The sequence below is a fragment of the Roseateles sp. AC306 genome (assembly GCF_979253795.1).
Genome location: NZ_CEEDEB010000002.1, coordinates 12,502 through 25,784 on the forward strand (window position 1 = coordinate 12,502; position 13,283 = coordinate 25,784).

The window sequence follows — 13,283 nt, forward strand, 5'->3', positions numbered from 1 at the left end:
CGGGCGGAGTGTCGCACAAGTCTTTGCCACTTCCCAAATGGCGCGAGACGATTTCTTATTATGAAATTAACGCGACTGCATCCGCCCCGGATAATTTGGCGATGGCCCTTGATCCGCACGTTCCCGAGACCCGCACACGCCGGCAGCGCCTGCTGGCGCCGTGGCGCCGCCTGGTGGCCACCTGGTGGTTCCGGCAATCGCCCTCGCGCCAGGATCGGCTGGCCACGCTGGGGCCGCTGATCTCGGTGCTGCTGTTCCTGGCGGCCATCATTTCGGCCTTCTGGTACCTGCGCAACGAGGAAATCGAGCGCGAGACCGAGTCGGTCAAGCGTGACACCGAGATCGCCCAGCAGCAGATCCGCCTGCGTCTGATCGAGAACCAGGAGCAGCTCGTGCGCATCGCTCGCGAAGTGGTCACCCGCCAGATCGACGCGCATGAGTTCTCTGCCCAGGCCCAGGCCTTTGCGCGCGAGCGGCCAGAGCTGACGCATGTGACCTGGCTGAGCAACCGGCGCGAGCGCCGCAGCAGCGTCGGCGCGGCGGGCTTCCAGGCGGACGGCCTGATGTCGGCGGAAGGCAACGACCCGTCGATGCCGATGCCCAACCAGTCCAACGCCGCAGCGATCGCCTTCGAAGCCGCCAAGGAGCGCCGCCAACCCGTCTATTCGCCGCCGTTCACGGACGCCAACGGCGTCACCGTCTTCCAGCTCCACATCCCGCTGATCGACCGCGGCGGCTTCGTCGGCGTGCTGATCGCCGAGTACACCGTCGAGGCCTTGCTGCGCTATTACGTGCCCAGCGAGGTCTCCAACCGCCACAGCATCGCCGTTCTGGATGCGCGCGACCAGGTCGTCAGCAGCAGCGTCACGCCCATGCCCGGCCAGATCCTGCGGCGTGCGGCCCTGCTGCATGACGTGCCGCTCGCACCGGCCCTCAACGGCCTGGTGCTGCGCGGCCAGGGCTGGCGCACGTCCATCGGCCTCATCAACAACGCGCTGTTCTGGCTGGTGCTGGCGCTGGCCGGCATGACGGTGTGGATGCTGCTTGGCACCTGGCGCCACATGCGCCGCCGCACGCAGATCCAGAACGCGCTGACGCTGGAGACCAACTTCCGCCGCGCGATGGAAAACTCCATGCTGACCGGCATGCGCGCCATGGACATGGACACGCGCATCACCTACGTGAACCCGGCCTTCTGCGCGATGACGGGCTTCTCCGAGGCCGACCTCGTCGGCCGCACGCCGCCCTACCCCTTCTGGCCCGCCGACCGGCGCGAGGAGAACGCGCGCCTGCTACAGCAGGAGCTGCAGGGCCGCAGCCCGTCAGGCGGCGTGGAGGTGAAGATCGCCCGCAAGGACGGCTCGACCTTCGACGCCCGCGTCTACGTCTCGCCATTGGTGGACACCAAGGGCAAGCAGACCGGCTGGATGACTTCGATGACCAACATCACCGAGGCCAAGCGCGTGCGCGACCAGCTCTCCGCCTCGCACGAACGCTTCACCACCGTGCTGGAGGGGCTGGATGCCGCCGTGTCGGTGCTGTCGGTGACGCCGCCCGAGCTGCTGTTTGCCAACCGCAGCTACCGGCTGTGGTTCGGCGCCGACCCGGCCGGCCATGCGCTGCTGGCCGGCGGCCAGTTGGTTGGCACCACCAGCCGCCACGGCGGCCTGGACGATGGCACGGACGAGGTGGACGACTACTCCGGCCTGCCTTCCGAGGCCCTGACCGACATGGGCTCGGACCCGCGGGAGGTCTATGTCGAATCGCTCGCCATGTGGTTCGACGTGCGCGCCCGCTATCTGCAATGGACCGACGGCCGCCTGGCGCAGATGCTGATCGCCACCGACATCACGATGCGCCGCGCCGCCGAGGCGCAGGCCGCGCTTCAAGCCGACAAGGCGCAGGTGACGAGCCGGCTGATGACCATGGGCGAGATGGCCTCGAGCGTCGCCCATGAACTGAACCAGCCGCTGACCGCCATCACCAACTACTGCAACGGCATGGTCAGCCGCGTGCGCGCCGACAGCATCGACAAGGAAGCGCTGATGGCCGCGCTGACCAAGACGGCCAAGCAGGCCGAACGGGCCGGCCAGATCATTCACCGCATCCGCAACTTCGTGAAACGCAGCGAGCCGCAGCGCCAGCCCGCCCACGCGACAGCCATCGTCGAGGACGCCGTTGAACTGGCCGGCATCGAGCTGCGCCGCCGCAACGTCGCCATCCACACCTATATCGCGCAGCGGCTGCCGCAGATGATGGTCGACCCCATCCTCATCGAGCAGGTGTTGATGAACCTGCTCAAGAACGCGGCCGAGGCCATCGACAACGCCTCCCTGCCCACCTCGCGCCGCCACATCGAGCTTCGCGTGGTGCCCAAGCACAGCGCCGACCTGGGCGGGCAGATCGAGTTCTCGGTCACCGACATGGGCCCGGGCCTGCCCGACGAGGTGCTGGCCCGCATGTACGAGGCCTTCTTCTCGACCAAGGCCGACGGTCTGGGCATCGGATTAGGGTTATGCCGGTCTATCGTCGAGTCCCACCAGGGCCGGATAAAAGCCGAGAACCTCTACAATGGTTCCTTGGTTGTCGGGTGCCGATTCGCGTTCACGATACCCGTCACCATCACGCCCGAACACCTGCGTCAGGACCCCAATCCGGGTGCCGCCAGCAGCGCTCAGAGAACCGAACCCACCACACCATGAGCTTGATTCCCAAGAAGGGCAATGTCTACGTTGTCGACGACGACGAGGCAGTTCGCGACTCCCTGCAATGGCTGCTTGAAGGCAAGGACTACCGGGTCAAATGCTTTGACTCCGCCGAATCCTTCCTGACGCGCTACGACCCCCGCGAGGTCGCCTGCCTCATCGCCGACATCCGCATGGACGGCATGACCGGGCTGGAACTCCAGGACCGGCTCATCGAGCGCAAGAGCCCGCTGCCCATCGTCTTCATCACCGGCCACGGCGACGTGCCCATGGCCGTGCAGACGATGAAGAAGGGCGCGATGGACTTCATCGAGAAGCCCTTCAAGGAAGAAGAACTGCTGGCCCTGGTGGAGCGCATGCTCGACCAGGCCCGCGAGGCCTTCTCCAGCCACCAGGAAGCCGCCAGCCGCGACGCCCTGCTGGCCCGCCTGACGACGCGTGAAGCGCAGGTGCTGGAGCGCATCGTCGCCGGCCGCCTGAACAAGCAGATCGCCGACGACCTCGGCATCAGCATCAAGACGGTTGAGGCGCACCGCGCCAACATCATGGAAAAGCTCAACGCCAACACGGTGGCGGACCTGCTCAAGATTGCCTTGGGCGCGACCGCCAAGGCCTGATCTCCACCTCTCCCTGAAAGGCCGCTGAACCCTCAGCGGCTTTTTGCTTTCTGACATTTCAAATGCACGGGACCTTCACATGACCGCCCAACTGATCGACGGCCTCGCGCTCTCCAAATCCATCCGAGCTGAAGTGGCCACCCGCGCCGCGGCGCTGACCGCGAAAGGTCGCCAGCCAGGCCTTGCCGTCGTCATCGTCGGCGACGACCCGGCCAGCCACGTCTACGTGCGCAACAAGGTCAAGGCCTGCGCCGACGCCGGCCTGCATTCGGTGCTGGAGAAATACGAAGCCAGCTTCAGCGAGGCCGAACTGCTGGCCCGCATCGATGCGCTCAACCGTGATCCCAGCATCCACGGCATCCTGGTGCAGATGCCGCTGCCCAAGCACATCGACCCGCACAAGGTCATCGAGGCCATCGCCACAGCGAAGGACGTCGACGGCTACTCCACGCTGAGCGCCGGCGAGCTGATGACCCAGCTGCCCGGCTTTCGCCCCTGCACGCCCTATGGCTGCATGAAGCTGATCGAGAGCACCGGCTTCGACCTGCGCGGCAAGCATGCCGTCGTCATCGGCCGCAGCAACACCGTCGGCAAGCCCATGGCCCTGCTGCTTCTGCAAGCCAACGCCACGGTCACCGTCTGCCATAGCGCCACGGCCGATATCGGCCACCACACGCGCCAGGCCGACGTCATCGTCGCCGCCGTCGGCCGCCGCAACATGCTGACGGCCGACATGGTCAAACCCGGCGCCGTCGTCATCGACGTGGGCATCAACCGCAACGACGAGGGCAAGTTGTGCGGCGACGTGGACTTCGACGGCGTCAAGGACGTGGCCGGCTGGATCACCCCCGTGCCGGGCGGGGTGGGCCCGATGACGATTGCCATGTTGCTGGTCAATACGCTTGAATCCGCGGAGCGAAGCCTCAAGTCGAACTGATATGACCAATCCCCTGCTCTCCACCGCCGCCCTGCCCGACTTCGCTGCCATCCAGCCCGGGCATGTACAGCCCGCCATCACTGAGTTGCTGGCCGCTGCGCAAGCCGCGCTCGATGAAGCGACCAAGCCCGAAACGCCGGCCGACTACGACGCGCTCTCGCGCATCCTGGACACCGCGACGGAGCGCATGGGCACGGCCTGGCATGCCGTGGGCCACCTCAACGCCGTGGCCGACACGCCGGCGCTGCGCGAGGCCTACAACGCGGTGCTGCCGGCGGTCACCGAGTTCAGCACGGCCATGGGCGCCAACGAGGCGCTGTTCGCCAAGTACAAGGCCGTCGTCGCCACGCAGGGTGCCTCCTTGAGCGCGCCGCGCCAGCAGTTGCTCAAGCACGCCATCCGCGACTTCGTGCTGTCCGGCGCCGAGCTGCAGGGCGAGGCCCGCGAGCGCTACGCCGCCATCCAGGAGCGCAGTGCCGAGCTGCAGCAGCAGTTCAGCGAGCATGTGCTGGACGCGACCGATGGCTGGAGCACCATCGCCTCTGCCGACGAGCTGGCCGGCGTGCCGCAGGACGTGCTGGACGCCACCAGGCTCGACGAGGGCGGCAGTCAGTCGCAACACCGGATCACGCTGCACTTCCCGGTCTACCTGCCCGTCATGCAGTACGCCGAGAACCGTGCGTTGCGCGAGAAGCTCTACCGCGCCTACGTCACGCGTGCCAGTGAGGCGGGCAAGCCCGAGTGGGACAACACCGCCGCCATGCGCGAGATCGTCGCGCTGCGCCAGGAGGAGGCGCAACTGCTCGGCTATGCCAGCTTCGCCGAGGTATCTCTGGCGCCCAAGATGGCGTCCTCGCCCGCCGAGGTGACGACCTTCCTCAGCGACCTTGCCAAACGTGCCCGGCCCTTCGCCGAGAAGGACCTGGCCGAGCTGCGCGAGTTCTCCAAGGGCCAACCGCTCGAAAGCTGGGACGTGTCCTTCTGGAGCGAGAAACTCAAGGAAGCCCGCTACGCCTTCAGCGACCAGACCGTGAAGCTCTACTTCACCGCACCCAAGGTCGTGGGCGGGCTGTTTTCCATCATCGAGCGGCTGTTCGACGTGTCCATCTCGGAAGCCAAGGCCTCGGTCTGGCACGAGACGGTCAAGTTCTACGAGATGCGCCGTGGCGGCCAGTTGATCGCCCAGTTCTACCTCGACCTCTACGCCCGCAACGGCAAGCGCCCAGGCGCCTGGATGGACGAGGTGCGCAGCCGATGGCTCAAGCCCACGGGTGAGCAGCAGACGCCGGTCGCGCTTTTGACCTGCAACTTCGCGCCGCCGGTCGGCGACAAAGCCGCGCTGCTGACGCACGACGACGTCATCACCCTTTTCCACGAGTTCGGCCACGGCCTGCATCACATGCTGACGCAGGTCAACGACCTGGGCGTCTCCGGCATCTCCGGCGTGGAGTGGGACGCCGTCGAACTGCCCAGCCAGTTCATGGAGAACTTCTGCTGGGAGTGGGACGTGTTGCAGCAGCTCAGCGGCCATGCCGAGACCGGCGAGCCGCTACCGCGCGACCTGTTCGACAAGATGATCGCAGCCAAGAATTTCCAGAGCGGATTGATGACGCTGCGCCAGATCGAGTTCTCGCTGTTCGACATGCGACTGCACGCCACACCCGGCGCGGAGGCCGACGTGCAGAAGCTGGTCGACGAAGTTCGAGCCGAGGTTGCCGTGCTCGTCCCGCCGAGCTTCAACCGCTTCCAGCACAGCTTCTCGCACATCTTTGCAGGTGGCTATGCGGCCGGCTACTACAGCTACAAGTGGGCCGAGCTGCTGAGCGCCGACGCCTGGAGCGCCTTCGAGGAAGAAGGCGTCTTCAACCCGGCCACCGGCAAGCGCTTCCTGAACGAGGTGCTGGAGCAAGGCGGCGCCCGCGACGCCATCGACAACTTCAAGGCCTTCCGCGGCCGCGAGCCCAGGATCGACGCGCTGCTGCGTCATCAGGGCATGAGCTGATGCGCTATGTCGCGCTCTGGCGCGGCATCAGTGTCGGCAAGGCCAAGCGCCTCGCGATGGCCAGCGACCGCCGGCAAGCTGGACGACTTGGCCAAGGCCTGCCCTGACGGCACCGTCAGCCGGTGCCCGAGACATAAGTCTCGAAACTCTGGACGCTGCACGGCACGGCCACTCAACCGAGGGTGATGGCACCGCCGGCCGGTCGAGACAATTCGAAGCTCAGGGAAAAACACCACTCATGAGCATTCGAATCCAGCCACTGCTGGCCGCCCTCTGCGGCCTGCTCGCGGCCACCACGGCCCACGCACAGACCTATCGCTGCATCGTCGGCGGCACGACCTACCTCTCGGATCGGCCTTGCGCACCGACCCATGCATCGCCGGCCCGACTGGTAGCCGCCGGGGCGACGCAGCTGACAGCGTCCACCACCTATCGCTCTTCCGCGCCCAGCCTGGAGCCAGCACCTGACCACCATCGCTATCTGAGCCAGCGCTGCGCAGAGGTCAGCGATGCCATTCGCACTGCGCCCAGCCGTGGCGTGGGCCGGTCCGTCGTCACGGATCTGCAGCGCGAATACCGCAGCAATTGCACCGAGGACGATGCCTATGCTCGGGCACGCGTCTCGGAGGATCGCTCCCGGCAACGCGAGGGTGAGCGCAATGCCCGACAGGAGGCCGCGCAGTCCCGCCAGGAGAGCCAGCGCCTGCAGGAGCGCTGCATCGCGCTGCGTGACGCGATCCGCACGCGTCGAGCCCAGGGCGACAAGGCCACGACGGCCGAAGAGGCCTACAACGCCAACTGCCTCGGCCGCTGACGTTTCAGTCCGCGCCGTCGAGCGTATGGACGCGCATGCCCAAGCCCTCCTGCAGCGGCGCGTTCCACGGTGCGCGCTTGAGCATGCGCCGGCCGTCCTTCAGCCCGGCGGCCCAGCGGGCGCGCAGGCGTGAGTCGCTGAAGTCGATGTCGCGCCAGGAGTCCTCTCCGTCCAGTGCGCGCATGACGAGATGGACGACGTCGATGCGCGAGTCGCAGCCCAGGGCCAGCAGCTCCTTCACGGCCGGGTCGGCAGCCGTCTTGCGGTCAAGCTTTTTGCCGACGAGGCGCAGCGCGCGGCGCAGGTTCTGCATGCGCTCGTGGTCACCCAGGTGCTCCAGGATGCGGCTGGCGTACTGGATGTCCTTGTAGCGCGTCAGCGTTTGCGCCATGGTCTGCGGCGCGGCCTCGCTGGCGTCCCACAGGTCGACCATGAAGCACAGCGTGTCGCGGCGCTCGGCGTCGTCGAGCACCACATCCAGCGGCGTGTTGCTGTAGATGCCGCCGTCCCAGAACGCGTCATTGCCGATCTGCACCGGCGCGAAGCCGGGCGGCAGCGCGCCGCTGGCCATCACATGCTCCGGGCCGATGCGCGTGTGGCCGTCGCGGTTGTCGAACAAGGCCAGCTCGCCCGAGCGCACATTGACGGCGCACAGCGTCAGCCGCGTTTCGGCCCTGGCAATGCGCTCGAAGTCCACCAGCTCGCGCAGCGTGGCGGCCAGCGGCGCGGTGTCGTAGAAGCTCAGCTCGTTCAGCGGAGCCCTGCGGTTCATGTCCCAGGACATCGGGCCGCGCGGCTTGAAGAAGCCGGGGATGCCGCTGGTCAAGGTCTGCCAGGTCTGCAAGCCCTGCTGCCACAGCGCCGTCCACGGGCTGGCGGGAAGCTGCGGCGCGAACTGCTGCTTCGTCGTCACGCGGTCCCAGAAGCTGCGCAGCGCCTTCAGCCGGTCGCCCGGCGCATTGCCAGCGATCAGCGCGGCATTGATGGCGCCGATGGACGTGCCCACCAGCCAGTCAGGCAGCAGGTCGGCGTTCTCCAGTGCCTCGACAAACCCGGCCTGATAGGCGCCCAGTGCGCCGCCGCCCTGGAAGACGTAGACGGTCTGGGGCGTGCGGCGGGTCGCCATCAGCTCAACTGGACCGAGTCGTCACAGGGAACGGCGCGGAACACCGGCAACTGCTCGACTGCCGCCGCATGCGCGACCAGATGCGGAAAGCCGCCTGCCGGCACCAGCGGCAGCACGAATTGCGTGAAGGTCCAGGCCACGCTCGCCGACAGGGCGGCCTGGCGAAGGCCCGCCTCACTGGTGTCCAGCGGCCGGGCGGCCAGTTCGCTGTCCAGCTCCCGGCAGGCCGCATTGAGTTGACCCGAGACGCGCGCTACCCAGGGCTCATGCCGTTTCTCGGGCGGGCGCAGGCCGCGCTCGTAGATGATCTGCGCCGTCTTCTCGCAGGCCGCCAGCGCCAGGCCGATCATGCGCAGCTCGCGCGCCAGCTCCGCGGGCGCAGTGGGCATCAGGCTGCGGCCGGCAAGCGCCTCGGCGTAGATCAGCAGCAGCGTCGAGTCCATCAGCACGCTGCCGTCGTCACAGATCAGGGTCGGCGCCTTGACGACGGGGTTGATCTGCTGGAACCGGTCGAAGCCGCGGAACACGGAGATGGCCTCATGCTCGAAGGGCAGGCCCAGCAGCCGCATCGAGATCGCCACCCGGCGCACGAAGGGCGAATCCAGCATGCCGATGAGCTTCATGGGCGAGGTCCCTCTGCGTTCGCGCCGCCTTCGCTGGGCAGCAACTGCTCCAGCACTTCCCGGCCGTGACGTCGTTCGATCTCCGCCTGCATCACGCGGTTGTAGGCGTCCGCATGCGCCTGGGTCAGCGGCGTCGCTTCCCTGCCCTTGTTGACCCAGGTGATGCCGTATCGCTGCTTCATCCGTTGGGCCTTGGCCTGCGGTATCGCGTGGCCAAAGGACTCCAGTTGCAGCAGGCCCGCCTCGATGTCCGCGCGGGCCCGGGCCTCGCCTCGCTCAGCAGCCCCGGCGGGGTTGCCGATGCGCAAATCGACAGCCGCGATCAGTTGCTTCTCCGGTCTGGCCTCGCCCTCCTGCACCCGAAAACGCTCAAAGAGGGCGAACACAATGCCCGCGGCCGCCAGCGCGCACAGCACGGCAATGATGCGGATACGGGTTTGCGACCGGCGCCAGCCCTTGCCCAGGCGTTCATCGGCCAGGGCCACGGCCATGGTGGGTTTCGCTGAATCCATGGGTCGCTTCAGTTCCTAAAACCGGGATTCTCCGCGAGCGGCGCCAGCGCCGCCCGCACACGGGCTTGCCAGGCGCCCTGCTCGGCCGCGCTCCACTCCGGCCAGCGCGGCGATTCGGCCTCCAGTTCGGCCGCCAGGGCTTCCAGATGACCCAGGCCGGACACCGTAGCCGCCAGGCTCAGCCGGGCCAGCCACTCCTGCGCAGCGCGCATGCGGGGATAGGCCGCGAACAGCCAGCGGGCCACTTCGGGCCGCGCGCGCCAGTCGGCACTGCCGAAGCGCTCGACGGCCTGTGCGGTCAGCTTCTGCCCGGCACCCAGGCAATCGAAGGCCACGCAGCCGGTGAAACCCTGCTCGATCAACCCGTCATGGATGCCACAGCGGTGGTCGGCACAGAGGTGGTGGCAGGCCGTTTCAGCCGGCTTGTCGAAGCCGAAGCCCTGCACGGCGTCAAAGGGCGGGACCACGCAGCACAGTGCCACGCAGGCCGAACAGTCGGCCTTGAGGTGGGCCGGCAGCTGCAAGCCCAGCGTCACTCGGCATCGGGCGACACGCCCACCATCCAGCCCACGCCGAAGCGGTCGGTGACCATGCCGAACAGCGGCGCCCAGAAGGTCTTGCCCAGCGGCATCGTCACCTGCCCGCCATCGGCCAGCGCAGCAAAGGCCTCGCGAGCGGCGTCGTGATCGGGGCAGTCCAGCGACAGCGAGAAGCCCTTGAAGCTGGCTTCACCACTGCACATGCCGTCGGACATCATCACCAGCGCGCCGCCGATGTGGACCGACGCGTGCATGATCTTGTCCTCCGAGCCCGGAGGCAGCATGCCTTCCGGCGGCGGCTCGGGGCTCTCGGAGTTGCGCATCATGAATTCCACCTTGGCGCCGAGCGCCTTCTTGTAGAACTCGATGGCTTCTTCGCAGCGGCCGTCGAAAAACAGGTAGGGGTCGATCTTCATCGCGGTCTCCTGGTGGCACTGACAACTCTAGCGCTGCGGGTCAGAGCGTCGGCATTTCGGGCCGAGCGCCGGGCCGCTCCCAAGCCGGCCCGTTTGGCGATGTGCTTGCCGGTCAATCCGGCAAGCATCGCCGTCCCCGCGGGGGACCGTCCAAGGTATTCCTTGGACGAGGGGCTCCCACTCTACGGAGTCTTGAAGTCGCCTGCGGTCGAAATGATGAAGTTCTTCGCGTCAATGTGTTTGCGCCATGCCGCGTTGGCCTGCTCGACCGTCACGGCCGCCAATGCGTCATCCCGCTTCTGCGCCGCGGCCCAGGTCTCGCCGCGCTCCGCCAGGCTGGTCAGGCCGCCGGCCAGCGCGCCCGGGTCGGCACGGCCCTGCTTGCGGCCTTCGAGAATGTCCTTCTTGGCGCGCGCCAGCTCGGCCGCCGTCACGCCCTGGGCGGCCAGGCGGGCCACCTCTTCCTGCACGACAGCGATGACGCGCTCGCGCTTGTCCGGCGCATAGCTGGCCTGGATGGCGAAGCTGCCGGCTGTGCCCCAGTAGCTGGCGCCCAGGCTCGCGCCGATGCCGTAGGTCAGGCCTTCCTTCTGGCGCACGCGCTCGGACAGGCGGCTCTCCAGCCCGCCGCCGCCGAAGATGTGCACGGCCAGCTCCAGCGCGGCGTAATCGGCGTCTTCGCTGTTCAACGGCAAGGTCTGGTGCAGGCGCACGATGGCATTGGCTTTATCGCGCGCGATGGCGTCGAAGCGCGCCGGGGGCACGGCCAGGTGCTGAGGCACATGGCGCACGAACTTCGGCGCGGCCGGCTTCTTCCAGTCGCCGAAGAGCTTGTCGACTTCAGCCGCCAAACCGTCCGGCAAGGCGCCGACGACGCTGACCTGCGCCTCGTTGAACGACCAATAGTCGGCGTAGAAGCGCTTCACGTCGTCCAGCGTCGTGGCCTTGAGGTTGGCGATGCGCTCGTCCACGCTCATCACGTAGTCCGGGTGGCCGAGGCTGACGCCGCGAGTGGCGTTGTAGTGGCCGCGCGTCGCCTCCTGTCGCAGCACGCCGGGCTCCTGGCGCGAGGCCTCGATGCCGGCGATGCCCGACTTGATTTCGCGGTCGAAGGCGTCCTGCGGGAAGCTGGGACGGCGCAGCGCGTCGGCCGCCACGCGCAGGGCCGGCAGCAGCGTGTCGCGCTCGGCGCTGATGAAGATGGTGGCGCCCTGGTCGTAGCTGCTGACGTTGAGGCTGGCGCGCAGCTTGATGAGGGCGTCCTGCAGCTGCTGCCGGGTGTAGCCGGCACTGCCCTCGTCCATCAGCGAGCCGACCATGCCGGTGCCGTTGCGCGCAAAGGTGGCGTCACGCTCGCCCCAGCGCAGCTGCATCTGCAGCACCACGGTGTTGCCGCGCGTCTGCTTCTGCAGCGTGTGCAGCGCAATGCCGCTGGCCAGGGTGGCCCGCTTCACGCGCGACTCCAGCACGGCCGGTACCGGTTCGAGCTGCTCGCCCTCTTCCACCTTGGGCGGGCCCTTCAGCGTGGCCAGCCGCTCGTCCAGCGCGGGCGCGGCGGGAATCTCGACGCGCTCTGCGGCAGCCGCCGGCAGGTAGCGGCCCAGCGTGCGGTTGGCGGGCCTGAAGTAGGCGGCTCGCACGCGCTCCACATCGGCCAGCGTGACCTTGGGGATGTCCTCCATCAGCTGGAAGAGCAGGCGCCAGTCGCCAGCGGCGATCAGCCCGGAGATCTGCTGGATCAGCGCCTCGGGGTTCTTCATCTGCTGGCGGTAACTGTTGACGGCAATGTCGCGCACGCGCACCAGCTCGCTCTCCTCGAACGGCTTGGCCGTGCGGCCTTCGGCGAGGTCCAGCAGCAGGGTCTCGACCTGGCTGACGTCGGCACCCGGCGGCAGCGCCGCGAAGGCACTCACCGTGCCGGGGTCCACGCCGCCTGCTCCGCCGATGCCGGCCGCCACGGCCAGTTTGGGCTCGACGATCTGCTTGTAGAGCTGGCCGCTGGGCTGCAGGCTCATCAGCAGGCCGTAGACGATGAGGGCCGGGGTGTCGGGGTGGGTGATGGCCGGCACGTGATAGGCCGCCAGCAGGATGGGCTGGCCGCCCACGCGGCGCACGACCACCGAGCGCTCACCGTCCTGCGCCGGCTCCACCGTGTAGGGCAGTTGCACGGGTGTGGGCGGCTTGACGAGCGGGCCGAAATGCTTGGCGATCAGCGCCAGCGTGGCGGGCTTGTCGAAGGCGCCGGCGATCAGCAGCGTCGCGTTGTCGGGCCGGTAGTAGCGCTTGTAGAAGCCCTGCAGCTTCTCGATAGGCACGTTCTCGATGTCGCTCTTCGGGCCGATGGTGGCGTGGCCATACGGGTGCCAGGCAAAGGCCGCCGCGTTGACCCGCTGGGACAGCACGGCAAAGGGCTGGTTCTCGCCGCGCTCGAACTCGTTGCGCACCACCGTCATCTCGGTGTCGAGGTCGGCCTTGGCGACGCGGCTGTTGGCCAGGCGGTCGGCTTCCAGGTCGAGCAGGAAGTCCAGCGTGTCGGCGTTCGCGTTGAACGCCGCGAAGTAGTTGGTGCGGTCGGCGGTCGTCGTGCCGTTGAAGCGCACGCCGCGCTGGGCCATCGCACCGGGGATGTCCTTCTGCCGCGCCGTGCCCTTGAACAGCAGGTGCTCCAGCAGATGGGCCATGCCGTACTCGCCCGGCGCCTCGTGGCGGCTGCCGACGCGGTAGGTGATGTTGACGGTGGTGGTGGTCTGCGTTGCGTCGGGGAAGAGCAGGATCTGCAGGCCGTTGGGCAGGCGGTATTCCTCGATGCCGCCGAGCTCACGCACGCGCTCCGGCAGGGCCACGAAGGCCGCCGTCGCAACCGCCTTGGGCGCGGCCGGCCTGGCCTTCGCCGCTGCCGGTTGGGCCTGCGCCGCGCCCAACGCCAGACCCATCAGGGCGACGCCCACGGCTCGCGGCATCCACCCATCCAGCTTGATTCGCATCTGTCTCT

At 67.8% G+C, this 13,283-nt stretch carries 11 protein-coding genes; 5 read left to right on the plus strand and 6 right to left on the minus strand.

Features of this window, described 5'->3' with window-relative positions:
• Window positions 1-101: 101 nt before the first annotated feature.
• The 5 genes from AC0IZJ_RS04730 (at window position 102) to AC0IZJ_RS04750 (ending at window position 7,075) form a co-directional block, all read left to right on the plus strand.
• A complete protein-coding gene (locus AC0IZJ_RS04730) occupies window positions 102-2,702 on the plus strand; it encodes a PAS domain S-box protein (protein ID WP_471847180.1) in 2,601 nt (866 codons plus the stop codon).
• Entirely contained in the window at window positions 2,699-3,322 is a 624-nt protein-coding gene (locus AC0IZJ_RS04735; protein ID WP_348011669.1) for a response regulator transcription factor, read from the plus strand. The genes AC0IZJ_RS04730 and AC0IZJ_RS04735 overlap by 4 nt, the downstream gene beginning before the upstream one ends.
• A 79-nt stretch (window positions 3,323-3,401) precedes the next feature.
• Complete coding sequence (gene folD / locus AC0IZJ_RS04740) at window positions 3,402-4,259, plus strand: bifunctional methylenetetrahydrofolate dehydrogenase/methenyltetrahydrofolate cyclohydrolase FolD (protein ID WP_471847182.1); 858 nt, start codon at window positions 3,402-3,404, stop codon at window positions 4,257-4,259.
• 1 nt (window position 4,260) lies between these two features.
• A complete protein-coding gene (locus AC0IZJ_RS04745) occupies window positions 4,261-6,261 on the plus strand; it encodes a M3 family metallopeptidase (protein ID WP_471847184.1) in 2,001 nt (666 codons plus the stop codon).
• Window positions 6,262-6,499: 238 nt separating this feature from the next.
• A complete protein-coding gene (locus tag AC0IZJ_RS04750; RefSeq protein ID WP_471847186.1) occupies window positions 6,500-7,075 on the plus strand; it encodes a hypothetical protein in 576 nt (191 codons plus the stop codon).
• 4 nt (window positions 7,076-7,079) lie between these two features.
• Here the strand turns inward: AC0IZJ_RS04750 and AC0IZJ_RS04755 are convergent, their stop codons facing one another.
• The 6 genes from AC0IZJ_RS04755 to AC0IZJ_RS04780 form a co-directional block, all read right to left on the minus strand.
• Window positions 7,080-8,201, minus strand: coding sequence for a patatin-like phospholipase family protein (locus AC0IZJ_RS04755; protein ID WP_471847188.1), 1,122 nt, complete (start codon window positions 8,199-8,201; stop codon window positions 7,080-7,082).
• A complete protein-coding gene (locus tag AC0IZJ_RS04760) occupies window positions 8,201-8,824 on the minus strand; it encodes a glutathione S-transferase (protein ID WP_471847190.1) in 624 nt (207 codons plus the stop codon). Before AC0IZJ_RS04760 ends, AC0IZJ_RS04755 begins: the two co-directional genes overlap by 1 nt.
• Window positions 8,821-9,315: a hypothetical protein gene (locus tag AC0IZJ_RS04765; protein ID WP_471847192.1), complete on the minus strand. Its 495-nt coding sequence runs from the start codon at window positions 9,313-9,315 to the stop codon at window positions 8,821-8,823. The genes AC0IZJ_RS04760 and AC0IZJ_RS04765 overlap by 4 nt, the downstream gene beginning before the upstream one ends.
• Window positions 9,316-9,344: 29 nt before the next feature.
• Complete coding sequence (locus tag AC0IZJ_RS04770; RefSeq protein WP_471847194.1) at window positions 9,345-9,872, minus strand: hypothetical protein; 528 nt, start codon at window positions 9,870-9,872, stop codon at window positions 9,345-9,347.
• Window positions 9,869-10,291: a VOC family protein gene (locus AC0IZJ_RS04775; protein WP_471847196.1), complete on the minus strand. Its 423-nt coding sequence runs from the start codon at window positions 10,289-10,291 to the stop codon at window positions 9,869-9,871. The genes AC0IZJ_RS04770 and AC0IZJ_RS04775 overlap by 4 nt, the downstream gene beginning before the upstream one ends.
• 182 nt (window positions 10,292-10,473) lie before the next feature.
• Entirely contained in the window at window positions 10,474-13,275 is a 2,802-nt protein-coding gene (locus AC0IZJ_RS04780; protein WP_471847198.1) for a M16 family metallopeptidase, read from the minus strand.
• Window positions 13,276-13,283: the final 8 nt, after the last annotated feature.